The sequence below is a fragment of the Streptomyces vinaceus genome, from assembly GCF_008704935.1.
GTDB classification, from domain to species: domain Bacteria; phylum Actinomycetota; class Actinomycetes; order Streptomycetales; family Streptomycetaceae; genus Streptomyces; species Streptomyces vinaceus.
On sequence record NZ_CP023692.1, the window covers coordinates 6,865,628 to 6,887,651 of the forward strand.

Annotated in this window: 21 protein-coding genes; 6 read left to right on the forward strand and 15 right to left on the reverse strand. The window is 71.6% G+C overall.

Annotation, left to right across the window (positions count from 1 at the left end; all coding sequences use genetic code 11):
- The first annotated feature begins 115 nt into the window (after positions 1 to 115).
- Entirely contained in the window at positions 116 to 529 is a 414-nt protein-coding gene (locus CP980_RS30960) for a winged helix-turn-helix transcriptional regulator (protein WP_229907008.1), read from the forward strand.
- Between the two features lie 470 nt (positions 530 to 999).
- Here the strand turns inward: CP980_RS30960 and CP980_RS30965 are convergent.
- The 11 genes from CP980_RS30965 to CP980_RS31015 all read right to left on the reverse strand — a co-directional run bounded on the left by CP980_RS30965 (position 1,000) and on the right by CP980_RS31015 (position 11,952).
- Positions 1,000 to 1,825 (reverse strand): IS5 family transposase gene (locus tag CP980_RS30965; protein ID WP_150529606.1). Its coding sequence is split into 2 segments (ribosomal slippage): positions 1,000 to 1,314 and positions 1,316 to 1,825, totalling 825 coding nucleotides; the frame shifts between segments, so codons are not numbered across the junction.
- A gap of 187 nt (positions 1,826 to 2,012) precedes the next feature.
- Positions 2,013 to 2,696 (reverse strand): response regulator, encoded by a 684-nt coding sequence (locus CP980_RS30970; protein WP_150529607.1) that lies wholly within the window; start codon positions 2,694 to 2,696, stop codon positions 2,013 to 2,015.
- Positions 2,697 to 2,807: 111 nt separating this feature from the next.
- The gene (locus CP980_RS30975; RefSeq protein WP_150529608.1) at positions 2,808 to 3,485 is read right to left on the reverse strand and encodes a potassium-transporting ATPase subunit C; all 678 of its coding nucleotides are present in this window, start codon (positions 3,483 to 3,485) and stop codon (positions 2,808 to 2,810) included.
- 3 nt (positions 3,486 to 3,488) lie between these two features.
- Entirely contained in the window at positions 3,489 to 5,588 is a 2,100-nt protein-coding gene (gene kdpB, locus CP980_RS30980) for a potassium-transporting ATPase subunit KdpB (protein WP_132759983.1), read from the reverse strand.
- A complete protein-coding gene (kdpA, locus tag CP980_RS30985) occupies positions 5,585 to 7,249 on the reverse strand; it encodes a potassium-transporting ATPase subunit KdpA (RefSeq protein ID WP_132759984.1) in 1,665 nt (554 codons plus the stop codon). The genes kdpB and kdpA overlap by 4 nt, the downstream gene beginning before the upstream one ends.
- A 6-nt stretch (positions 7,250 to 7,255) precedes the next feature.
- Positions 7,256 to 7,345, reverse strand: a complete 90-nt coding sequence (gene kdpF, locus CP980_RS30990; RefSeq protein WP_037789535.1) for a K(+)-transporting ATPase subunit F — start codon at positions 7,343 to 7,345, stop codon at positions 7,256 to 7,258.
- A gap of 316 nt (positions 7,346 to 7,661) precedes the next feature.
- Complete coding sequence (locus CP980_RS30995) at positions 7,662 to 8,456, reverse strand: aminotransferase class IV (RefSeq protein ID WP_150529609.1); 795 nt, start codon at positions 8,454 to 8,456, stop codon at positions 7,662 to 7,664.
- Between the two features lie 243 nt (positions 8,457 to 8,699).
- Positions 8,700 to 10,106: a chloride channel protein gene (locus CP980_RS31000; RefSeq protein WP_150529610.1), complete on the reverse strand. Its 1,407-nt coding sequence runs from the start codon at positions 10,104 to 10,106 to the stop codon at positions 8,700 to 8,702.
- Between the two features lie 58 nt (positions 10,107 to 10,164).
- Entirely contained in the window at positions 10,165 to 10,455 is a 291-nt protein-coding gene (locus tag CP980_RS31005; RefSeq protein WP_099895216.1) for an SHOCT domain-containing protein, read from the reverse strand.
- 64 nt (positions 10,456 to 10,519) lie between these two features.
- Complete coding sequence (locus CP980_RS31010; RefSeq protein WP_229907010.1) at positions 10,520 to 10,990, reverse strand: DUF6325 family protein; 471 nt, start codon at positions 10,988 to 10,990, stop codon at positions 10,520 to 10,522.
- A gap of 230 nt (positions 10,991 to 11,220) precedes the next feature.
- On the reverse strand, positions 11,221 to 11,952 hold the full coding sequence (locus CP980_RS31015; protein ID WP_150529611.1) for a GAP family protein: 732 nt from the start codon (positions 11,950 to 11,952) through the stop codon (positions 11,221 to 11,223).
- Positions 11,953 to 12,212: 260 nt separating this feature from the next.
- Between CP980_RS31015 and CP980_RS31020 the strand changes: the two genes are divergently transcribed.
- The 4 genes from CP980_RS31020 (at position 12,213) to CP980_RS31035 (ending at position 16,197) form a co-directional block, all read left to right on the forward strand.
- A complete protein-coding gene (locus CP980_RS31020; RefSeq protein ID WP_150529612.1) occupies positions 12,213 to 13,145 on the forward strand; it encodes a YhjD/YihY/BrkB family envelope integrity protein in 933 nt (310 codons plus the stop codon).
- Positions 13,146 to 13,240: 95 nt separating this feature from the next.
- Positions 13,241 to 14,662, forward strand: a complete 1,422-nt coding sequence (locus tag CP980_RS31025) for a DUF2252 domain-containing protein (protein ID WP_150529613.1) — start codon at positions 13,241 to 13,243, stop codon at positions 14,660 to 14,662.
- 272 nt (positions 14,663 to 14,934) lie between these two features.
- The gene (locus CP980_RS31030; RefSeq protein WP_132759990.1) at positions 14,935 to 15,333 is read left to right on the forward strand and encodes an SHOCT domain-containing protein; all 399 of its coding nucleotides are present in this window, start codon (positions 14,935 to 14,937) and stop codon (positions 15,331 to 15,333) included.
- A 66-nt stretch (positions 15,334 to 15,399) separates the two neighbouring features.
- Positions 15,400 to 16,197, forward strand: coding sequence for a TIGR04222 domain-containing membrane protein (locus CP980_RS31035; RefSeq protein ID WP_150529614.1), 798 nt, complete (start codon positions 15,400 to 15,402; stop codon positions 16,195 to 16,197).
- Positions 16,198 to 16,251: 54 nt separating this feature from the next.
- Here CP980_RS31035 and CP980_RS31040 read toward each other — a convergent pair whose 3' ends face one another.
- The 4 genes from CP980_RS31040 to CP980_RS31055 all read right to left on the reverse strand — a co-directional run bounded on the left by CP980_RS31040 (position 16,252) and on the right by CP980_RS31055 (position 20,438).
- Complete coding sequence (locus CP980_RS31040; protein WP_132759992.1) at positions 16,252 to 17,040, reverse strand: SDR family NAD(P)-dependent oxidoreductase; 789 nt, start codon at positions 17,038 to 17,040, stop codon at positions 16,252 to 16,254.
- A 73-nt stretch (positions 17,041 to 17,113) separates the two neighbouring features.
- Positions 17,114 to 18,127 carry a TolB-like translocation protein gene (locus tag CP980_RS31045; protein ID WP_150529615.1) on the reverse strand — a complete coding sequence of 338 codons (1,014 nt, stop codon included), beginning with the start codon at positions 18,125 to 18,127 and terminating at the stop codon, positions 17,114 to 17,116.
- The gene (locus CP980_RS31050) at positions 18,124 to 19,452 is read right to left on the reverse strand and encodes an MFS transporter (RefSeq protein WP_132759994.1); all 1,329 of its coding nucleotides are present in this window, start codon (positions 19,450 to 19,452) and stop codon (positions 18,124 to 18,126) included. The genes CP980_RS31045 and CP980_RS31050 overlap by 4 nt, the downstream gene beginning before the upstream one ends.
- Before the next feature lie 113 nt (positions 19,453 to 19,565).
- A complete protein-coding gene (locus tag CP980_RS31055; protein WP_150529616.1) occupies positions 19,566 to 20,438 on the reverse strand; it encodes a glycosyltransferase family 2 protein in 873 nt (290 codons plus the stop codon).
- A gap of 402 nt (positions 20,439 to 20,840) precedes the next feature.
- On the opposite strand from CP980_RS31055, the gene CP980_RS31060 reads away from it, so the two are divergent.
- The gene (locus tag CP980_RS31060) at positions 20,841 to 21,974 is read left to right on the forward strand and encodes a Gfo/Idh/MocA family protein (protein ID WP_229907011.1); all 1,134 of its coding nucleotides are present in this window, start codon (positions 20,841 to 20,843) and stop codon (positions 21,972 to 21,974) included.
- Positions 21,975 to 22,024: the final 50 nt, after the last annotated feature.

Sequence of the window (22,024 nt, forward strand, 5' to 3'; positions counted from 1 at the left end):
CCCTTCCTGCCGCGAACTCTCCTCGCGGCGTGACGAACCCCAGAGTGACCTGCTCACTCTCCATCGGTAAGTAGCCACTTGCTGGTAAGGTGACCACCTGCGGGAAAGTATCGAGGTGAGTGGATTGGCGACCGCCGAGAATGTGACGGAGCCCATGGCGTCATGGGACCCGTACACGCGCGGCTGCCCCTCGCGCGACCTGCTCGACCAGATCGGCAGCAAGTGGGCGGTGCTCGTGCTGGGAGAACTCGGCAAGCACGGAGCCTGCCGGTTCACCCGGTTGCGGCAGCGGCTGGCCGGAGTGAGCGAGAAGATGCTCACCCAGACGCTGCGCACGCTCGAACGCGACGGACTGGTCCGGCGGACCGTGTATCCCGAGGTGCCGCCCCACGTCGAGTACGACCTGACCCCCCTCGGTCAGACCCTGCGGGGACCACTGCGCGTACTCACCCAGTGGTCGGTGGAGCACGTCGGCGAAGTCCTTGCCGCACGTCAGGAGTACGACGTCCGCGCCGAGGGCACCGCCTGAGCCCCGCGCCCTACGGCCGCAACCACGCCGCGCAAGTCGCCGACATGACCTGCTCGCGGCCCGAACTCCTGGCGAATACACGACGTGGAGCGTCCCTACGACCGCTGGCTGCATCGACAACCAGGCGGGCATCCAGTGGACCGCGACCGACGCGTGGGTACCAGTGACGACGCCCGCCGCACCGGAAGTCGCCCGCGGCAACAACATCAACTTCACCAACGACATCGTCACCCCATACCCGTAGCACCGGCGCTGACTTCGGCGACGGCACCCAGAACTCGAAGCTGTCCGGCGGCACCGTCACGCAAACCGCCGCCTACGGCGTCAACATCGGCGAGGCGGACGACTACCACCAGTCGCCGACGGCTCTGGTGACCCTGAACGACACGGTCGCCCAGAACAGGATCACTATGAGGGCAGCGAGATCCTGGTCAATGCCGTGAAAGCCAGGGACGGTAGACGTCTGGCGGTCACGGTCTGCGAGTCGGCTGAGCAGGCCGCCTGAGGCGCCGCCAGCAGATGGTCGCGCAGGCGAGTGATACGAGGGCTTCGTGCAGGTCGAGGCGGCGTTCCCAGCGGACGGCGAGGCGTTTGAACTGGTGGAGCTGGGCGAAGGTCTGCTCGACGACGTAGCGGAGCTTGCCGAGGCCGATGATGTCGGGCTCGCCGCGGCGGGAGATGACGGGCAGGATCCGGCGTTTGCGCAGCTCGCGGCGGTTGGGGTTGCTGTCGTAGCCCTTGTCGCCGAGCAGGGCGTCGGGGCGTTTGCGGGGGCGGCCGACAACGGCCGGCGACCTGTGGGATGCCGTCGACCAGGGCGAGGGTCTGGGTGACGTCGTTGACGTTGGCGGCGGTGGTGATCACGTGGAACGGGATGCCGCCGCCGTCGCTGATCAGGTGGTGTTTGCTGCCGGTCTTGCGGCGGTCGACCGATGACGGGCCGGTGGCCTCGCCCCCATTTTTCGCGCGCACGTGGGAGGCATCCACGCACGCGCGCGTCCAGTCGATCAGCCCGGCCACGTTCGACTCGGCCAGGAGTATGCGGTGCAGGGCCTCGAACACCCCTGTCTCCTGCCAGCGGCCGAGCCGCCGCCAGCAGGTCTGCCCGGAACCGAAGCCCAACTCCAGCGGCAACTGCCGCCAGGCGATGCCGGTGCAGAGCACGAACAGGGTGCCCTGCAGGCAACGCCGGTCATCTACCGGGCGAGGGCCCGGCGACCGCTCCGGCCAGGCCGGCAGCAGCGGCTCGACCCGGGCCCACAGCTCGTCGTCCACGATCCACGGCTTGTTGCTCACTCCATCACGAACGGACGAAAAAAATCGTCACATCGGTCACGCCCCACCAGCAACGATCACCAAGATCGTGTTACGAGTTCTTAGGACCTTAGGTCCTTGGGACCTTAGGTCCCCGTATGCCGCTGGAGTGGGAGCAGACGATCATCGAGGGCCGGGACCCCGCCGCGCTGACCCTCGGCGGCGGTGGTCAGGGTTCGAAGCGGTAGCCCATGCCCGGTTCGGTGATCAGGTACCGGGGGTGCGAGGGGTCCGCCTCCAGCTTGCGCCGGAGCTGGGCCATGTACACGCGCAGGTAGTTGGTGTGCTCGGCGTACGTGGGGCCCCACACCTCCAGCAACAGCCTGCGCTGGGAGACGAGATGACCCGGGCGGGCGATCAGCAGCTCCAGCAGGTGCCATTCGGTGGGCGTCAGACGTACCGTCCGCTCGCCGCGCACCACCTTCCGGGCCACGAGATCGACGGTGAACTCGTCGGTCGTGATCCCCGAGGAGCCGGCCGGGGAGGCCGGGTCCTCCTGCCGCCGGGTGGCGGCCCGCAGGCGGGCCAGGAGCTCGTCCATGCTGAACGGCTTGGTCACGTAGTCGTCCGCGCCGGCGTCCAGGGCGCGGATCTTCTCCTCGGAGGTGTGGCGCGCGGAGAGGACGAGGATCGGCACCCGGCTCCAGCCGCGGACGCTCTTGATCACTTCGATGCCGTCGATGTCCGGGAGGCCGAGGTCCAGGAGGATGACGTCCGGTTTCCGGTCGGCGGCGAGCCGGATGGCCGCGCGGCCGTCACCGGCCTCGGCGACCTCGAACTTGCGCGCCTGGAGGTTGATCTTCAGTGCGCGGACGAGCTGCGGATCGTCCTCCACCACCAGCACCCGGGTCATGGGGTCTACGGCCTTTCTTCGGTTCGGGCGGATTGCGGGCGGACAGGGAACCGGTGGGGCGCGGAGCCGGCGCGCCCCACCGGATTCCCGTCCGGGCGGGCGGGACGGCCATCAGCTCTTGGTCAGTGCCTTGAGGGCGGTGTTCAGTTCGAGGACGCTGACGCGGGGTTCGCCGATGAAGCCGAGGGTGCGGCCGGTGGTGTGGTCGGCGACGAGTTTCTCGACCTGTTCGACGTCGAGGTTGTTCTGCTCGGCGATCCGGTGGGTCTGGATGTGGGCGTAGGCGGGGGAGATGTCCGGGTCGAGGCCGGAGCCGGAGGAGGTGACGGCGTCGGCCGGGACGTCTTCGGGCTTGACCTTGTAGGTGGCGGTGGAGTTGTCCGCGATGACGGCTGCTTTGGCGTCGGTGACGAGCCTGATCAGGTCCGGGTTGTCGGCGGCCTTGTTGGTGGCGCCGGAGAGGATCAGGGAGTACTGGGTGTTGATGCTGTTGGTGCCGAGGCCGTTGGAGGGGCGCGGCTGGAACCACTTCAGGTCGGGTTTGGCGGCTTCTTCGGGGTCGTCGGGGTTCTGCTTGGGGAGGTTGTAGGTCTGGCCGATGAGGGAGGAGCCGACGACCTGGCCGCTGTTGTCCTTGATCTCGGAGCCGTTGGCCTTGTCGCTGAAGGCGACTTGGGCGATCCCGGTGACGGCGAGGGGGTAGATGACGCCGCAGACGATCGTGAGAACCAGCAGCGCGCGCAGACCCGCCCACAGCAGACGAGCGGTGTTTCCTACGGAGTTGTTCATGGCTCAGCCGATTCCGGGGATGAGGGTGAGGAGCAGGTCGATGAGCTTGATGCCGATGAACGGGGCGATCAGGCCGCCGAGTCCGTAGAGGCCGAGGTTGCGCCGGAGCATTTTGTCGGCGCTGGTGGGCTTGTATTGCACGCCCTTGAGGGCGAGCGGGACGAGGGCGATGATGATCAGCGCGTTGAAGATGACCGCGGAGAGGATCGCCGACTCGGGCGAGGACAGGCCCATGATGTTGAGCTTGTCCAGGCCGGGGTAGACCACGGCGAACATGGCGGGGATGATCGCGAAGTACTTCGCGACGTCGTTGGCGATGGAGAACGTCGTCAGGGCACCGCGCGTGATCAGCAACTGCTTGCCGATCTCGACGATCTCGATGAGCTTGGTGGGGTTGGAGTCCAGGTCCACCATGTTCCCGGCCTCCTTGGCGGCCGAGGTTCCGGTGTTCATCGCCACGCCGACGTCGGCCTGGGCGAGGGCGGGGGCGTCGTTGGTGCCGTCGCCGGTCATCGCGACGAGCTTGCCGCCGGCCTGCTCCCGCTTGATGAGGGCCATCTTGTCCTCGGGGGTGGCCTCGGCGAGGAAGTCGTCGACGCCCGCTTCCTCGGCGATGGCCTTGGCGGTCAGCGGGTTGTCGCCCGTGATCATGATGGTTTTGATGCCCATGCGGCGCAGTTCGTCGAACCGCTCCCGCATGCCCTCCTTGACGACGTCCTTGAGGTGGATGACCCCCAGGACGCGGGCGCCCTTCTCGTCGTCGACGGCCACGAGGAGCGGCGTGCCGCCGGCTTCGGAGATCTTGTTGGCGAGGAGGTCGGCGTCGTCGGCGACCTGTCCGCCCTGCTCGGTCACCCATGCGATGACGGAGCCGGCTGCGCCCTTGCGGGTCTTCTTGCCGTCGACGTCCACGCCCGACATGCGGGTCTGGGCGGTGAAGGCGATCCACTCGGCGTTCGACAGTTCGCCCTGGTGGCGCTCGCGCAGCCCGTACTTCTCCTTCGCCAGGACCACGATGGAGCGGCCCTCGGGGGTCTCGTCCGCGAGGGAGGACAGCTGGGCGGCGTCGGCCAGTTCGGCCTCCGTGGTGCCCTTGACGGGGACGAACTCGGCGGCCTGGCGGTTGCCGAGGGTGATCGTGCCCGTCTTGTCGAGGAGCAGCGTGGAGACGTCACCGGCGGCCTCGACCGCACGACCGCTCATCGCGAGGACGTTGCGCTGGACGAGCCGGTCCATGCCGGCGATGCCGATCGCCGAGAGCAGCGCGCCGATGGTGGTCGGGATCAGGCAGACCAGCAGCGCGGTCAGCACGATCATCGACTGCTCGGCGCCCGCGTAGATCGCGAACGGCTGCAAGGTGACCACGGCCAGCAGGAAGACGATCGTCAACGACGCGAGAAGAATGTTCAGCGCGATCTCGTTGGGTGTCTTCTGGCGTGCGGCGCCTTCGACGAGGGCGATCATGCGGTCGATGAAGGTCTCACCGGGCTTCGTCGTGATCTTGATGACGATCCGGTCGGAGAGGACCTTCGTGCCACCGGTGACGGCCGATCGGTCGCCGCCGGACTCCCGGATGACGGGCGCGGATTCGCCGGTGATGGCGGACTCGTCGACCGAGGCGACGCCTTCGACGACGTCACCGTCGCCGGGGATGATGTCGCCCGCCTCGCAGACCACCAGATCACCGATGCGCAGGTCGGTGCCCGGGACCTGTTCTTCCGTTGCGCCGTTGAGTCGGCGGGCGACGGTGTCGGTCTTGGCCTTGCGCAGGGTGTCGGCCTGGGCCTTGCCGCGGCCCTCGGCGACGGCCTCCGCCAGGTTGGCGAAGATCGTGGTCAGCCAGAGCCAGGCGGTGATCGCCCAGCCGAACCAGTCCGTCGGGTCCTTGATGGCCAGAACGGTGGTGACGACAGAGCCGATCAGGACCACGAACATGACCGGCGACTTGACCATGATCCGGGGGTCGAGCTTCTTCACCGCGTCGGGGAAGGACTTCAGCAGCTGCTTGGGGTCGAACAGGCCGCCGCCGACGCGTCCTGCCGGGGGTTTGTGGCCGGTGGGCAGGTCTTCGTGTGGAGCACGGGTGGGAGTGATGGTGCTCATGATGCGAGCCCTTCGGCGAGCGGTCCCAGCGCGAGGGCGGGGAAGTAGGTCAGACCGGTGATGATGAGGATCGTGCCGACGAGCAGGCCCGCGTAGAGCGGCTTGTCGGTACGGAGGGTGCCTGCGGTCTCCGGTACGGGTTTCTGTTCGGCGAGCGAGCCGGCCAGCGCGAGGACGAACACGATGGGCAGGAAACGGCCCAGCAGCATGGCGATGCCGATGGTGCTGTTGAACCACTGGGTGTCGGCGTTCAGGCCGGCGAAGGCGGAGCCGTTGTTGTTGGCGCCCGAGGTGTAGGCGTAGAGCACCTCGGAGAAGCCGTGCGCACCCGGGTTGGCCATCGAGTTGCCGGGGGTGGGCAGGGCCATGGCCGCGGCGGTGAAGCACAGCACCAGGGCGGGGGTGATGAGGATGTAGCAGGCGGCGAGTTTGATCTGGCGGGTGCCGATCTTCTTCCCCAGGTATTCGGGGGTGCGCCCGACCATCAGGCCGGCGATGAACACCGCGATGATCGCCATGATCAGCATGCCGTAGAGGCCGGAGCCGACACCGCCGGGCGCGATCTCGCCGAGCTGCATGCCCAGCAGCTGGATACCGCCGCCCAGCCCGGTGAAGGAGGAGTGGAAGGAGTTGACCGCACCGGTCGACGTCAGCGTCGTCGCGACCGAGAAGATCGCGGAGGCGCCGATCCCGAAGCGGGTCTCCTTGCCCTCCATCGCCCCGCCCGCGACCTCGAACGCCGGGCCGTGGTGGGCGAACTCGGTCCACATCATCAGCGCGGTGAAGCCGAGCCAGATCGTCGCCATCGTCGCCAGGAGCGCGTAGCCCTGGCGCAGGCTGCCGACCATACGGCCGAACGTACGCGTCAGCGCGAACGGGATGACGAGGATGAGGAAGATCTCGAAGAGGTTCGAGAAGGGGGTGGGGTTCTCGAAGGGGTGGGCGGAGTTGGCGTTGAAGTAGCCGCCGCCGTTGGTGCCCAGCTCCTTGATGACCTCCTGCGAGGCCACCGCCCCGCCGTTCCACTGCTGGCTGCCGCCCGCGAACTGGCCGACCTCGTGGATGGCAGCGAAGTTCTGGATCGCACCGCACGCGACCAGCACGACCGCGCCGATGACGGAGATCGGCAGCAGGATGCGGACGGTGCCGCGGACCAGGTCGGACCAGAAGTTGCCGAGTTCGCCGGTGCGCGAGCGGGCGAAGCCCCGGACGAGGGCGACCGCGACGGCCATGCCGACCGCCGCGGAGACGAAGTTCTGCACCGCCAGGCCGCCGCTCTGCACGAGGTGGCCCATCGCCTGCTCACCCGCGTAGGACTGCCAGTTCGTGTTCGCAACGAAGGAGGCGGCGGTGTTGAAGGCCTGGTCGGGGTCGATCGCGGCGAAGCCGAGCGAGCCGGGCAGGACGCCCTGGGCGCGCTGGAGGGCGTAGAGGAAGAGGACGCTGACCGCGGAGAAGGCCAGGACGCCGCGCAGGTAGGCGGGCCAGCGCATCTGGGCCGACGGGTTGGCGCCGATGGCCTTGTAGATCCACTTCTCCGGGCGGTAGTGCTTTTCGGAGGAGTAGACGCGGGCCATGTAGTCGCCGAGCGGGCGGTAGGCGAGTGCGAGCGCGGCCGTCAGTGCGAGGAGCTGGAGCACACCAGCGAGAACGGGACTCATCGGTGGCTAGAACCTCTCCGGGTACACGAGGGCGAGGACGAGGTATCCGAGCAGGGAGACGGCCACGACGAGGCCGACGATGTTTTCGGCGTTCACAGCTTGGTCACCCCTCGGGCGATGAGAGCCACCAGCGCGAACACCGCGACTGTGGTGACGACGAAGGCCAGATCGGCCACCGCGAGCTCCTGGATGAAGTGATGAAGTGGATTTCGGCCAGACGGCCGATCTAGAGCAAACCGCGAGCTCACGCCTGCGTTAAGACGTCTTGACGGCCTTCATACGGGCAGCCCGGATCTCTTGATGCCACCCTGACGCGAAGCCGCTCCCGCCGGTGATCGCGAAGCGTCGGCAGGGCCGAGTACGCCAGGAAGAGGTACCGGCGGTACCGGCGGTTTCGCTCTGGCTCGCTCCGCTACAGGCGGTCCAGCGGTACGGCCGCGTAGGACTCCCGCAGCGCGCCGATCGCCGGGTCGTCGGTGCGGAACGCGATGTCGTCGACGGCTGCCAGCGCCCGTACGCCGAAGCCCGTGCTGGTCGCGAACGCCGCCCGCATCGAGCGCAGCCGGACGTCCGGCATCGCAGCCGTGACGTGCCCGCCGCCGGCGGTGCGGAGCAGCCGCATCGTCGTCCCCCGCAGGACCTCGGCCTCCGGCCAGAGCACGGCCCCGGCCTCGTCGATGAATCCCGCGTTCCAGGTGCAGCCCTCGGAGACCAGCCCGTCCGGGCCGGTGAACAGCACGTCGTCGAACCCGGCGAGCCGCGCCGCCCGCCGCAGCCGCAGCTGCCCGAACAGTGCCACGTGCTTCACCGACGGCGCGTCGCGGCAGTAGGCGAGCCGCTGTACGCGCAGCGCCGGCAGCGGCCGGTCGGCGGAGCCGGCGGCGGGCCGGGTCGTCACCAGCACGCCCGGCCGCCCCGCCCGGTCGGGGGCCGTCAGATCCAGCTCGGGGTCGAAGACCGTGACCCGCACCATGAAAGCCCCCGCCCGTCCGCCCCCGGCCTCCCTGCGTACGCACTCCCGCACCCACTCGGGGTCCAGGTCCGCCCCGAACACCGCACGGCAGTCCGAGACCAGCCGGTCGAGGTGCAGCGCCAGCCCTCGTACTCCGCCGTCCTCCACCCGCATGGTGGTGAAATGCCCGTAATTGGTCAGGGCGAGGGCCTGCAGGGCGGCAGGGGAGGCGGGGGAGCCGTTCAGAGAAGCCATACCCCGCAGTCTGCACGCGCCCGAGCGACCGCGCGGGCCCTAGGTCGTGTCGTCAAAGTCCCGTCTGGTCGGCGGGGTCTGGCACGCACGCTCGCCGCGTTGTCGTCGGTCACCGACGTCCCCCAGCTACCGCTGGGAGGTGCCCCCACCGCGTCGATTCCCTCCTCCGCCTTGCGATCGCACGCACCAGACCCCGCCGACCACCGCCCTGACGGGCGGCCGACGCCACTTTGACGACACTCCCTAGTGCGCCGGCGGCGCGGCGGCGGGCATGCGGCCGACGGGCGGGATGGCCGGGCCGGGGGGCAGCAGCTCGATGGTCACGAAGGCCACGACGGCGGAGAGGATCGCCACCGGGATCATGTCGGTGCTGCCCAGTACGAGCACCACCATCACCACGCTGCTGACCGGCAGCCGCATCGAGCTCACGGTGGCGGCGGCCATGCCGGCCGCCAGCCCGGCGCCGACACCCAGCCCCGGCAGCGGGGCGCAGAGGACGCCCGCGGCGGCGCCGAGGAACAGCGACGGGAAGATGGGACCGCCCCGCAGGCTGCCCAGGCACAGGGAGAAGGCGGCGCCCTTGCAGAGGAGTACGGCGACCAGCGCGCCCACGCCCCAGGCGTGCGGGTCGGCGGCGAGCTGGCCCAGCGTGGCCTGGCCCGAGGAGGCCACGTCCTCGGGGGAGCGGCCCGTGCCCAGGGCGTAGGCGGCTGCGCAGACGCCCGCGGCGAGCCCGCAGAGGGCGGTGACGGTCAGCGGCCGTGCGGCGACGTGGACGGCGGTCAGCCGTCCGCCGTACTGGATCAGGTACACGCCGACCGCCAGGGCCGCGCCGATGAGGACCGACCAGAGCACGTCACCCGTGTCGAGCCGGGGGAAGTGCAGGCCCGCCCCCTTCAGCGACAGGTCGCCGGTCTTCAGTCCGGTCCAGCGGCCGAATCCGGTGAACACGAACGAGCCGATGCCGCTCGCCAGCAGCGCCGGCAGCATCACGGCGAACAGCCGGGGCCCACCCACCCCCACGACCTCCATCAGCAGCACGGCGGCGATGAGCGGGTTGCCGAAGATGGCGGCGATGGCCGCGGCCGCACCGGCCGCGCCCAGCAGTACGGTACTCATCGGTGTTTCCGGGGTTCCCGTGAGGTGCCGCAGGGCGATCGCCAGTCCGCCGCCGAGGGCGATGAGCGGGGCCTCGGGGCCGAGCGTGGCGCCGAGCGGGAGGCTGAAGACGGCCGCGAGGACCACGCCCGGCAGGGCCGCCGCACCCGGACCCCCGGCGTGCAGACCGGAGGCGGGGATGTGCCCGCCCGCCCCGGGGAAGCGGGTGACGATCTGCCCGACGCAGACGCCCGAGACGAGCAGCAGAGGGAGCGGCCACCACCACGGCGGCGCGTCGAAACCGGCGGCGTGCGGGAGGTCCGTCCAGACCAGGTGCTCCAGTTCGTGGAGCCCGGCGAGGAACCAGAAGGCGGCCAGCGAGACCGGGATGCCGACGAGTCCGCAGAACAGCAGCGTTTTGAGGTACCCCGGACTCCGCAGCAATTCGCTGAGCTTCGTGCCTTCCGCAGGCTGCGACTGCGGCTGGGGTCGTTGCGGCTGCGATGGCGGGTTCGGCTGCGATTGCGGACTCGGCTGAGTCGGCTGCGTCATGGGGCCGTTCCTTCCCGTCCCCCGTCCCTCACCGGTGCGTCCGGTGCCGGGTGCTCGTTCAGCCGAGGAGCCGGCGCTTCTGCTCGGCGAATTCCTCCTCGGTCAGGACTCCCTGATCCTTGAGGGTGCTGAGCTGCTTGAGCTGGTCGATCTTGGCGGTCATGTCGTCGGCGGGAGGTGCCGCGGGGGCGGGAGGGGGCGGCGGCGCGGCTGCGGCCGGCGGAGCCTCCTGCGGTGCCTCCTGCTGCGCCCAGCGGCCGGCCTGCCGCCGCGACACCCGGTTGGACACGGCGGTGGCGGTGCCGGCGACGACGGCGGTGCGGGCGATCCCGCGAAGGAGTCCGGGCATGGTGCTCATCTCCAGGAGTGCGATGGAGCGGGGGCGGGGCTGTGGGGCGGGGCAGCGGGCGGGCTCACGCGTCGCCGGGCGGTGCCTCCATGGCCTCCAGTGACGCGAGCAGCGCCTGGACGGGAATCCGGCCGGCGGCCACGAGCTGTGCGCCTCCGCGCCGCAGTTCGCGGGCGAAGGGCGCCGCCCACGTGTTCTCGTACACGATGATCCCCGCGGAGTTGCCGGGTTCCAGGGCGGTGCCGGCGTCGTCGATGTCGCTCTGGTCCAGCAGGCCGGACGAGGCGCCTTCGAAGACGGAGAGGTCGACCTCGTCGCCGAAGTCCTGCAGCTCCACCGCCGTCACCGATCCGTCCAGGTCCTTGCGGACGAAGACCAGGTCGAAGATGCGGATGATGCCGCGATCGACGAGATCGACGAGCATCGGCAGCCCCTCGCCCGTCATCCGGTTGCCCGGAAACTCGATCACGGCGTAGTCCACGGGACCCATGTCGTCGATGCCGCCGAACCCGCCTGATTCGACCTCGCTGCTCATGGCTGCTCCTGTCGTGCTGGGGGAGGGAAGACGTCGCGTCGGCCGCTGGTCCGCGGGCTGGGGGCTCCGGCACGTGAGGGGCAGGAGGGACGGTCGCCTAAGCCCATTCCAGCACCGGGCGGGCACCTTCGCACATTCGGGAAGTCACCTGCTGAACGCCGGACAAGCCGATCGGCCGATCGCCGACCGGGCAGCGGGTCAGCGGGTCAGCGGGTCAGCGGTTCAGCCGGTCAGCTGGTCAGCTGGTAGAGGCTCTTGGCGGTCAGCCACAGGCCGAGCACCAGGCAAAGGACCACGATCGCCTGCTGGGCGTGCTCCTTCAGCCATCCGCGCAGACGCAGCAGCCGGGCCTGGGCGACCTCGGGGGCGAACACGATGTACAGCTCGGCGGCCAGCAGGCTCGCGCTCGCGAGCAGGCAGAACCCGAACAGGGCCACGAAGGTGGCCGGCTGCGAGGTGTTCGCTTCGAGTACGGTCGTCGCGCCCGCCGCCACCATGCCCCACGGCTGGACGAGTACGGCCAGGCCCGCCGAGGCCCAGAACGAGCCCTCGCCGCGATCACCGGCCGACTCGCCCGTCCCCTCGCCCGTCGCCCCGCCGGAAGGGCCGCCCCGGACCTCGGGAACCTGCCCCGCTGAGGCATCCGCCGCCGAGGCGTCCCCCGGGGCGGCGCCCGCCCGCATGAGGCGGCGGCGGTGGAGGCCGTAGAACACGAGTCCCACGCCGATGGCCAGCTTGGCCGCCAGCCCGGCCACGCCGGGAGGGGAGCGCGGCGGTGGGGGCTGGCCGTCCGTCACCGCCAGGACGACGGCGATCACCGCGACGAGGCAGGCCAGCCAGGCCAGAATGAAGACGAGGCCCTTCCACACACCCCTGGCGGTCGACACCACGAGTGCGAACGCCATCAGGGGCAGCGGGTAGAGCGTGATGGCCAGCGCGATGAGCATGAGGTCGAGAACCATGGCGCCCCCATCGTGTGATGGCGTACGACTCGTGTGATGGCGTACGACGACGACCTGCCACTTCGACCCTACGCAGGGAACCCGTCCTCGACACCTTCGCCCGCCGCCCGACGGGCCCGGCTGAAGATGCCGCCGTCGACCGCATCCTCCAACCTGGACGCAGACGAAGGAGGGCCCATGACGACGACCGCCCCACCGGTGCAGTCGTGGGCGTACGGCCGTCCGCCTTCCTCTGCGCCGACCCCCTCCCCGGTGGGCTGATGCAGCCCCGCAAGCGCGCGGCTTCCGGGAAGCCCACCCGCGCCGCCTCGCGCGCCACGCGGTGGCGGACCCGCTCGCGCAACGCCACGGTCGCCGCCCGGCGGCTCCAGCGCCGGGCGGAGACCCGGTTCCCGGTGATCACCCACATCGCGGAGCGCATGGTGTCGGTGAACATCTTCGACTCCGCGACGCGGCTCGCCGCGCAGTGCTTCCTGACCGCCGTCCCCCTGGTCTTCGTCGTCGCGTCGCTCGCCCCGGAGGGCGTACGGAAGCAGATGGCGGCGTCGATCCGCGCCGTGTTCGGGCTCAGCGGCGCGGCGAGCGACCAGGTGCAGGCGGTCTTCAACAGCTCCGACAAGGAACTCCAGAGCGCGGTGAGCGTCGTGGGCTCCGTCATGGTGCTGCTGTCGGCCACCGCCGTGAGCCGCGCCATGCAGAGACTGTGCAAACGCGCCTGGGAGATACCGAGGAGCGGGGTGCGGATCGCCGTCTGGCGCTGGCTCGCGTGGATCGCCGGATGGATCTGTCTGCTCGTCGTCCAGGAACCGGTGCGCAGCGGGTTCGGCGTCGGCCTCTGGCTGGGCATCCCCCTCACGTTCGCCTTCCAGGCGGTGGTGTGGTGGTGGACCCAGCACCTCCTGCTGGGCCGCCTCGTCCCCTGGCTGCCCCTGCTGCCGGGTGCCCTGCTCACCGCCGGTGCGATGAGCGCCCTGTCGGTCACCGCCGTCTTCTACATGCCGCGCGCCCTCAACCGGGCCCTCGGCGAATACGGTTCGGCCGGCTCGGTCTTCGTCCTGTTGTCGTGGCTCATCGTGCTGTGCGTGGCCGTCGCCTGCGGTATCACCATCGGCGCCGTCCTGGCGCAGGAGCCGTTCCTGGCCCGTCGGCTGGGCAGCCCGCTCCCGGACCCGCAGGCGCCCCGGCCGGACTGAACGCCGGCCCCGGGCGCGCCGTCCCGCCGTACGGCAGCGCCCGGCCAGGAGTGTCATGCTGGGCAGCAGGGGGTGCGGCCTGGAGGTGCACCGCGATGGCAAGGCATGCCGCGAGCACGGAGAAGGACATACGCCGACTGTCCGCCGAGGAGCGTGCCGAACGCGGCCGGGCCGCCCGGCGCAAAGCCCCCCGATCAAGCCACGGGGAGTTCGAGCCGCCCGCGAAGCGGCAGGATCCGGTGGACGTACTCGAAGGGCAGTCGGCCGGCCGGGTGGCCGACCTGGTGCCGATCCGCTACGGGCGGATGGTGGAGTCGCCGTTCCGGTTCTACCGGGGCGCGGCCGCCGTCATGGCCGCCGACCTGGCCCGCACACCCGACTCGGGCCTGCGGGTCCAACTGTGCGGCGACGCCCACATGTTGAACTACGGCCTGCTCGGCTCCCCTGAGCGGAACCTGCTGTTCGACGTCAACGACTTCGACGAGACGCTCCCCGGACCGTGGGAATGGGACGTCAAACGGCTGACCGTGAGCCTCGCCGTCGCGGGCAGGGAGAACGGGTTCAGCGAGCGCGAGCGCGCCGTCATCGTCCAGTCCGCGGGCAGGTCCTACCGCGAGCAGATGCGCCTCTACGCGACGATGGGCAACCTCGACGTCTGGTACGCGCGGATCGACGCGGAGCAGCTGCGCGCGCTGGCATCCACCGAACTGCGCTCGCGCGGCCGCAAGCAGCTGGCCGAGGTGCTGGAGAAGGCGCGCGGCCGCGACAGCGTCCAGGCCGCCGGGAAGCTCACCGAGACGGTCGCCGGGGAGCGCCGGTTCACGTCACTGCCGCCGCTGGTCACGCCGCTCTCGGAGCTGCTGCCGGACGAGGAGCGCAGCGCGCTGGAGGAGCAGATCCGCGATCTGGTCGCCCAGTACGGGCAGACCCTGTCGACCGACCGGCGCCATCTGCTGCGGGAGTTCACCGTCGTCGACATGGCGCGCAAGGTGGTCGGCGTCGGCAGCGTCGGCACCCGGTGCTGGATCATCCTGCTCCTGGGACGGGACGACGGCGACCCGCTGATCCTCCAGGCCAAGGAGGCGGGGGAGTCGGTCCTCGCCCCGTACGCCGGGCCCTGCGAGCAGGTCACGCAGGGCGAGCGGGTGGTGGCCGGGCAGCGTCTCATGCAGGCCGCCAGCGACATCTTCCTCGGCTGGCACCGGGTGCAGGGGATCGACGGGCGGGAACGGGACTTCTACCTGAGGCAGTTGCGGGACTGGAAGGGCAGCCTTGAGCCGGCGCTCATGCTTCCGCGCGGGATGAAGGTGTTCGGCGACGTGTGCGCCCGCACGCTGGCCCGGGCGCACGCCCGCTCCGGGGACCGGATCGCCATCGCCGCCTACCTGGGCAGGAGCGAGGTCTTCGACCGGGCCCTGGTGCGGTTCGCGGAGGCCTACGCCGACCGCAACGAGCGCGACCACGGGGCGCTGGTGGAGGCGGTGGCCTCCGGCCGGGTGGCCGCCGAGTCGGCGTGAGTGCCTACGGGGGAGTCCGGTGGTCCGCGCCGCTCGTCCGCGCGTGGCGACGTAGCGCGTGCCCCACGCGATCCCGGTTCGGGTTCCCCGGCGAGCCGGGGAACCCGAACGGGTGAGCGCCGCGGACCGCGGCGTACGGGGGCAGGACCTCGGTGGGGGCGCCGTACGGGCGGGCAACGGGGAGGCCCTGCGGGGCCGCTCGACATGCGGAAGCCGGTGGGCGAGCCAATACTGCTGATCGCGGGCATGGGGCCCGTCTGAAGGAGGCGTCCATGGACGACTACCCGGCACTGAATGTCTTCTGGAGCATGCTCTGGTTCTTCCTGTGGATCATGTGGCTGTTCCTGCTGTTCAAGATCGTCACGGACATCTTCCGGGACCACGAGATGAGCGGCTGGGGCAAGGCGGGCTGGCTGATCTTCGTCATCCTGCTGCCCTTCCTCGGCGTACTGGTCTACGTCATCGCCCGCGGCAAGGGCATGACCCAGCGGGACGTCAAGGCGGCCAAGGAGAACGAGGCCGCCCTCCAGGACTACATCCGCAAGACGGCCGCCACGCCCGCCGCCGGCGGATCGCACGTGGACGAACTGGCCCGGCTCGTCGAGCTGAAGGACAAGGGCGCCCTCTCCGAGGCCGAGTTCCAGCAGGCCAAGGCGAAGCTCCTCACCTGACCCGGGCGGAGGTAGCCTCGGTGACGGGTCCGCAGGGGGCGGACCCGGGGGAGCGGGTCAGAGATCATGATCACCGAAGTGTCTTCGGCCGTGGCTGTGGCCTTGGCCGTGCTGCTGGCGACCGCCGCCGCGTTACGTTTCCCGCCCGGTCGGCGGCCGCTGCGCGATCCGGCCCGGCAGCCGCTGACGCCCGTGGAGACGGCGCTGCTGCGCGGGGGCGTACGGGGAGCGGTGCAGACCGCGTCGGTGGAGCTGTACCTCGTCGGCTCGGTGGAGCCGGCCTGGCGGCAGGCGCTCCGCCGCGATCCCACCAAGCCCCCCACGGGGTGCTCGGACGTGGCCAGGGCCCTGTACCGGGTGCTTCAAGGGCGGCTGCACCCCCGGCGGCTGGAACGCAATGACCGGGTGCGGGAGGCGACGGCGGCCTTGGCGGGGCGCCTCGCGCTCGACGGGCTGCTGCTGACGTGCGGGCGCCGGCTGGCGGCGGGGGCGGCGCTGCTCCCGGTGTTCGCCGCCGCGCCGGTGGCGGCTTCGGCCGGCGCGGGGACGCCGCTCGGGCCGTTGCTGCTGCTCGGGCTGCTCGCGGACGCGGTGGCCCTGCTGCTGTGGCCGTGGACCCGGCGCACCGGCCGGGGCGCCGCACTCCTCGCCCAGCTGCGCGGGGAGCAGCAGGGAACCCGCCGGCCGACGGAAGCGGAGCCGGCGCGCCTGCTGCTGCACGTCGCCTTGTTCGGCGCTCCGGCGCTCCGCGAGGGCCTCCCCCGTTTCACCGCGGAGAGCGGCATGCTGAGCCGCCCGCCGAGGGAGCCCATGGACCGGGGCGGCGGTGGCAGGTCCCAGGAGGCCCTCACCTGCGGGGGCTGAGGGCTGTCCCGTAGCCCCCGGCGGGCGCGCTTGCCCCCCGGCCCGTCGCAGGGATCAGAGGGTCGTGATGAGCCCGCCGTCGATGGTGTGGTCGGAGCCCGTGGTGTTGCCGGCCCGGTCGGAAGCCAGGAAGAGGACGAGATCGGCGACTTCCTCCGGGCGGGTGAAGCGGCCCGTGACGGACCGGGCCGCCGCGCCCGCGACGACGTCGTCCGGCGAACTCCCCGTACCGCCCGCCACGGTGGCGGCGACCCCCTGGTCCCCGAGCCAGAGCGCCGTCTCGACCGGGCCGGGGCTGACCGTGTTGACGCGTACGCCGCGCGGACCGACCTCCTTGGACAGCGCCTTGCAGAAGTTGGCGAGCGCCGCCTTCGCCGCGCCGTAGTCGATCACCCCGGGGTCGGGCAGGAAGGCGTTGACCGAGCTGACGGTGACGATCGACCCCGCACCGCGTTCCAGCAGGTGCGGGAGGGCGGCCCTGGTGGTGCGTACGGCGGTCAGGAAGTTGATGTCCAGGGCCCAGGCCCAGTCCTCGTCGGTCAGCGACAGGAACCCGCCGAGCCGCGGCCGGACGGCGCCGACGTTGTTGACGAGTACGTCCAGCCCGCCGAAGGCGGCGACCGCCTCCCGTACCGCGTGCCCGGGCCCGTCCGCGGTGGCCAGGTCGACCGCCACGGGACGGACCCGCCCGCCGGCGGCCAGTTCCGTCAGAGGGCCGTCCACCGTACGGGCGGCGGCCACCACCAGCGCGCCCTCGCCGGCGAGCGCCCGGGTCACCGCGAGGCCGATTCCCTTGCTGGCTCCGGTGACCAGCGCCACCTTGTCCTTGAGATGCAGGTCCACGAGCAGGGAGTCTGGGCGAGCAGTGGCCTTCCGCGGTCCTGACAGGGCCGCGGCGCCGGGCGGTGGCCCCTGTTCAGCCCAGGCGGGTCGGAGAGGAAGCCGCGGGGGTGAGGAGGCGGGGGGCGCCCGAGCCGTCCGCCGGGACCGTCCACAGGTCGGTGGTGTCCGGCGCGCCCTCGGCGGGCAGGGCGTAGGCCACGGTGCGGTCGTCGAGCCAGAGCGCCTGGTCGTCCACGCTGCGCTTCTCCGCGAGCGGCTGCTCCCGCAGTGTCCGCAGGTCCAGTACGTGCTCGCGCCACAGCGAGGCCCCGCGCATGACGCGCTTCTTGTACACGACCCGGGTCTCGTCCGGGGAGAGCGAGGGGCACTCGACGTTCTGGGCGAGGGTGGTGACGCTGCGCCGCGAGATGGAGCCCTTCACCAGGTACGTTTGTCCGGCCGTGCCGAGGGTGGCGTAGAAGGTGTCGTCGTCCTTCGAGAAGGTCACGCCCCAGAAGTTCACGTCCCCCGAGGAGTAGGGGCGGCCGTCCAGCTCGATGGAGAACTTCTCCAGGTCCGGCTCGACGGCCCACGTACGGGTGTCCACGATCGTCGTACGGGTGGAGAAGAACGCGGCGCCGTAGGACTCCCCGGCGACGAACACCGTCCAGGCCGCGAAATGGCCGCTCGGCGCCACCCGGGCCCGTGACGGGGTGCCCGCGAGCGGGAAGCTGTGCAGCGGGCGCAGCGCGGAGTCGACGATCACGGCCTTGTTGTCCTGGGCGAGCGCGCCCGGCGAGGAGTTCAGGCACACTCCGGTGCCGGCGGCGGCGTGGAAGCGCCGGCAGACGAGGCCCGAGGCGGTCCGCTCTGCCTCCGGTGCCTGGGCCGGGACCGAGACGAGGGCCCCGCGGTGCGGCCCCTTGGCGCCGTTGACGAAGGCCAGCCGGTCCTGTCGGCCCAGCGTGACGGGGCCCTGGGCGACGGCCGGGTCCCCCTCGTGCGTCTGCTCGGCGCGGGCGGCCGAGCGCAGTACGAGCGCGGCGGCGAGGCCCCCGAGGAGCAGCACGGCCACGGCGAGTACGAGCAGCCGGCGGGAGCGGGTCATCGGGTTCCTCGGGGGAGTCGGGCCGGGTCGGGTGCGGGGTCCGCAGCCGCCGGGCGGAGTACGAAGCCGGCGACGGCCGCGCAGCAGCACAGGCCGGCCGCCGCGGCGGCGAGCGCCGGACCGGCGCCCCACACGGTCCAGGCGGCCCCGAACGCGAGCGAGCAGCCGAAGCGGGCCAGCGCCTGGCTGGTCCCCACGACGGCGAGGCCGGTGGCCCGCAGCTTCGCCGGGACCGTCGCGCCGACCGCGGCCGGCAGGACCCCGTCGGTGGCCGCGTAGAACAGGCCGTGCAGGACGAGGACCAGGTACGGCAGGGCCGGCCAGTGCGGGGCCCACAGCAGCAGCCCGTACCCCGCCAGCAGGAGGGCGTGCCCGGCGAGGAAGACGCTGCGGCGGCCGATCCGGTCGGCGAGCGCACCGGCGGGCACGGCCAGCAGCAGGAACACGGCGGCGGTGCCCAGCGGGAGCAGCGGGAACCACTGCTCGTGGATGCCGGTGCGGTCCTGGAGCAGCAGGTAGAGGAAGGCGTCGCTGACGGTGGTCAGGCCCAGCAGGGCGGCGCAGAGCGCGAGGGCGCGCAGCCGGGGCAGGCGCAGCAGGGCCGCCGCCTCGCGGAGGCTCGCCCCGGAGGGCTTCCCTTCGCCCGGTCTCGCGTCGTGCGGTCGCGCGGCGTCCGGTCGCGCGGCGTCCGGTTCCGCGGAGGGGACGAACAGCATCAGCACCACCACACCCAGCACGGCGATGCACGCGCTGACCCCGAAGACGGCGTCGTACCCCCCCACCGCCATGTTCAGGATGAAGAAGGCGGCGAGCGGGCCGAGCAGCGCCCCGGTGGTGTCCATGGCGCGGTGCACGCCGAAGGCGCGCCCCTGTGACTCGGCAGGTGTGGAAAGGGAGATGAGCGCGTCGCGCGGTGCGGTGCGCAGGCCCTTGCCGGTGCGCTCCAGCGCGAGGACCACGCCCACCGGGCCCAGGCTGTGCGCGAGCAGCAGCAGGGGTTTGCACAGGGCGGACAGTCCGTACCCGATGCCCGCGACCAGCTTGTGGTTGCGGACGCGGTCGGCGAGGTGGCCGCCGGTCAGCTGCACCAGGGCGCTGACCCCGTTGTAGACGCCGTCGAGCGCTCCGAAGCCGAGCGGGCTCAGCCCGAGTCCCGCGACCAGGTACAGCGGCAGCACCGCGGTGACCATCTCCGAGGAGACGTCCGTGATCAGGCTGACCGCGCCCAGCGCGAGGACGGTCGAGGCGACCGCGGGGGCCCGGACGGAGGCGCCGTCCGGTGCGGTCTTCGCGCCGGCGGGCGCGGAGCGGTCCGCGAGGTACATGCTCTGGAGCTCCCGGTGCCGACGGTCTGGTCCCTCGTACGTACGAGTGGAACCCTAATGCTTGTACGGGCCAACTGGGCGGCGTGCGTAGGGATTCGGCGGTACGCCGCTGTTCAGCCCTGCCTGCTGCTCTCGTCGCGCAGCCACGTCGAGAAGTCCCCGGACCGGATGGCCTTGCGGGCCCCCCGCCGAGCGGCCAGCGCCGCCACCACGAACACGACCACCCCCGGAAGCAGGCTGGGCTGGGCCCTCAGCAGGGCGCGCAGATCATCCGTACCGGTGCGCGCGGACGGCGCGTGCGCCCCCTGCGCGCTTCCGCGCGCCTGTGAGGCCTGGAAGCGCTCCAGCTCGGCGGAGGAGGTCGCCGCCCTGACGCGGCGCCGGATCAAGTCCCCCCAGGCGCGCGGCGGATGCACCACCACCCGGGCCGTGTCGACCACGCTCCGCTCCTGCGGGGCGAAGGCCAGCGACGCGGCCAGGTCGTCGGCCATCAGCGGCGGCAGGGCGGCGATCCGGGCGTGCCCCGGCTCCGTCACGGCGATGACCCCGCGCCCGAACAGCCCCTCGCGGACGGCGGGCAGCCGCTGCCAGACCCGGTAGTACGCGCGGACCGGCCAGGCGCACCCGGCCAGGGGGATGTCCCGGCCGGGGGCCGCGGCGAGCAGGTCCGGATCGGCCGCGAGGGCGCCGGACAGCGCCCGTACGTCGGCCGCCCCGACCTCCACGTCGGCGTCCACGTACAGGCGCGGGAAACCGCGCACGTGCTCGTCCCCGACCCGGAGTGCCGTGTGTTTGGAGGGAGTCGGTATCTCCACCACCCGTACGCGGGGCCCCCGCGCGCCCGCCACGGCCGCGGTGTCGTCCGTACAGCCGTTGCACACCACGACGATGTCGAGGCCGTCCGCGGGGGCGTCGGCCAGGAGCGCGTCGAGGAGTCGGCCGATGACCCGGCCCTCGTTGTGGGCCGGGATCACGATGCTGGTCACCCCGGAAGTATGCACGCTCGAACACCCGCGCCGACCGTTTCCTCCAACTCTCCCCGGGGGTAGTCCCGGTGGTCTAGATTGAACGCAGCCGACCGGATTCGGCGTGCTTCGGCGGCGCGGAAATCCAGTGGCAGCAGGGCAGTTGGGGAAATGCGGGCAGGACGGCTTGGGGGAACAGGCCGCCTGCCCGTGGCCGGACCGGTGCGAGGGGCGCCGGGCGGCCGGGGGGCGTGAGTACGTCGCAACACGTAGGGCATCGGTCGTGGGGGGCCATCACCGTTGGGCAGTCACGCACGGGTCGCGCACGCGCCCCGGCGCAGGCCGTCGGCGGCACCCCCTTCCTTCGCACGCGTCCCGGCCATGGGTTGTCGATAGCGCCCGAGGGCGTGCGCGGAAGGAAAGGTGAACGCTGTGAAGGAATCCGAGAAGGAACCCGAGAAGGACGCCGCCAAGGGTGCGGGGCGCGAGGCCACGATCGCAGGTGCCTGGCCGGCCAAGCCGTTAGGCGTCGCCGTCGTCGGAGCGGGCTACTGGGGACCCAACCTCGTCCGCAACTTCCAGTCCAGCCCCGGGTTCCGGCTCCGCTGGCTCTGCGATCTGAACGTCGACCGGGCGCGGCAGGTGCTCGGCCACTACTCCACCGTCCAGGCGACCTCCGACTACGCGGCCGTCCTGGCCGACCCGGCCGTCGACGCCGTCGCCGTGGCCACCCCGGCCGGCACCCACCTCGACGTCGCCCTGGCCGCCCTGCGCGCCGGCAAGCACGTCCTCGTCGAGAAGCCGCTGGCCGCCACGTACGAGGACGGCCTGAAGCTGGTGACCGAGGCCGAGGAACGCGGCCTGACCCTCATGTGCGACCACACCTACTGCTACACCCCGGCCGTGGCCCGCATCCGCGACATGGTCCGCTCCGGCGAACTCGGCGACATCCAGTTCTTCGACTCGGTGAGGATCAACCTGGGGCTCGTCCAGAAGGACGTCGACGTCCTGTGGGACCTCGCCCCCCACGACCTCTCCGTCCTCGACTTCATCCTCCCGGACAACGTCCACCCCGTCGCCGTCGCCGCCCACGGCGCCGACCCGATCGGCGCCGGCCAGTCCTGCGTGGCCTATCTGACCCTCACGCTCAACACCGGCGCCATCGCCCACGTCCACGTCAACTGGCTGTCCCCGGTGAAGGTCCGCACGACGATGGTCGGCGGCTCCAAGCGCACCCTGGTCTGGGACGACCTCAACCCCACGCAGCGCGTCGCCGTGTTCGACCGCGGGGTGGACATGACGGCCCCGCAGGAGATCGGCGCGGACGAGCGCCGCGACGTGCTCGCCTCCTACCGGACCGGCGACATGGTGGCGCCCGCGCTCGGCGAGAAGGAGGCCCTGCGCAGCATGGTCGAGGAGTTCGCCGCCGCGATCCGGACCCGGCGTCCGGCGCTGACCGACGGCCGGGCGGGCCTTCAGGTGCTCGACATCCTCGAAGCCGCCTCCCGCAGCCTGGAGTTCCGCGGCGCGGTCGTCGGACTGCGCACCGGGCGCTGACCCCGGCACCGGCCGTCGCCGGATCGGCCACCCGCACCACCTCGCCCGGC

What these genes read in the sequence shown, in the direction of transcription:
- CP980_RS30970 (WP_150529607.1), bottom strand. Translation starts at nt 2,696, where the DNA reads ATGACCCGGGTGCTGGTGGTGGAGGACGATCCGCAGCTCGTCCGCGCA.
- CP980_RS30975 (WP_150529608.1), bottom strand. Translation starts at nt 3,485, where the DNA reads ATGAACAACTCCGTAGGAAACACCGCTCGTCTGCTGTGGGCGGGTCTG.
- kdpB (WP_132759983.1), bottom strand. Translation starts at nt 5,588, where the DNA reads ATGAGCACCATCACTCCCACCCGTGCTCCACACGAAGACCTGCCCACC.
- kdpA (WP_132759984.1), bottom strand. Translation starts at nt 7,249, where the DNA reads ATGAGTCCCGTTCTCGCTGGTGTGCTCCAGCTCCTCGCACTGACGGCC.
- CP980_RS30995 (WP_150529609.1), bottom strand. Translation starts at nt 8,456, where the DNA reads ATGGCTTCTCTGAACGGCTCCCCCGCCTCCCCTGCCGCCCTGCAGGCC.
- CP980_RS31000 (WP_150529610.1), bottom strand. Translation starts at nt 10,106, where the DNA reads ATGACGCAGCCGACTCAGCCGAGTCCGCAATCGCAGCCGAACCCGCCA.
- CP980_RS31005 (WP_099895216.1), bottom strand. Translation starts at nt 10,455, where the DNA reads ATGCCCGGACTCCTTCGCGGGATCGCCCGCACCGCCGTCGTCGCCGGC.
- CP980_RS31010 (WP_229907010.1), bottom strand. Translation starts at nt 10,990, where the DNA reads ATGAGCAGCGAGGTCGAATCAGGCGGGTTCGGCGGCATCGACGACATG.
- CP980_RS31015 (WP_150529611.1), bottom strand. Translation starts at nt 11,952, where the DNA reads ATGGTTCTCGACCTCATGCTCATCGCGCTGGCCATCACGCTCTACCCG.
- CP980_RS31020 (WP_150529612.1), top strand. Translation starts at nt 12,213, where the DNA reads ATGCAGCCCCGCAAGCGCGCGGCTTCCGGGAAGCCCACCCGCGCCGCC.
- CP980_RS31025 (WP_150529613.1), top strand. Translation starts at nt 13,241, where the DNA reads ATGGCAAGGCATGCCGCGAGCACGGAGAAGGACATACGCCGACTGTCC.
- CP980_RS31030 (WP_132759990.1), top strand. Translation starts at nt 14,935, where the DNA reads ATGGACGACTACCCGGCACTGAATGTCTTCTGGAGCATGCTCTGGTTC.
- CP980_RS31035 (WP_150529614.1), top strand. Translation starts at nt 15,400, where the DNA reads ATGATCACCGAAGTGTCTTCGGCCGTGGCTGTGGCCTTGGCCGTGCTG.
- CP980_RS31045 (WP_150529615.1), bottom strand. Translation starts at nt 18,127, where the DNA reads ATGACCCGCTCCCGCCGGCTGCTCGTACTCGCCGTGGCCGTGCTGCTC.
- CP980_RS31050 (WP_132759994.1), bottom strand. Translation starts at nt 19,452, where the DNA reads ATGTACCTCGCGGACCGCTCCGCGCCCGCCGGCGCGAAGACCGCACCG.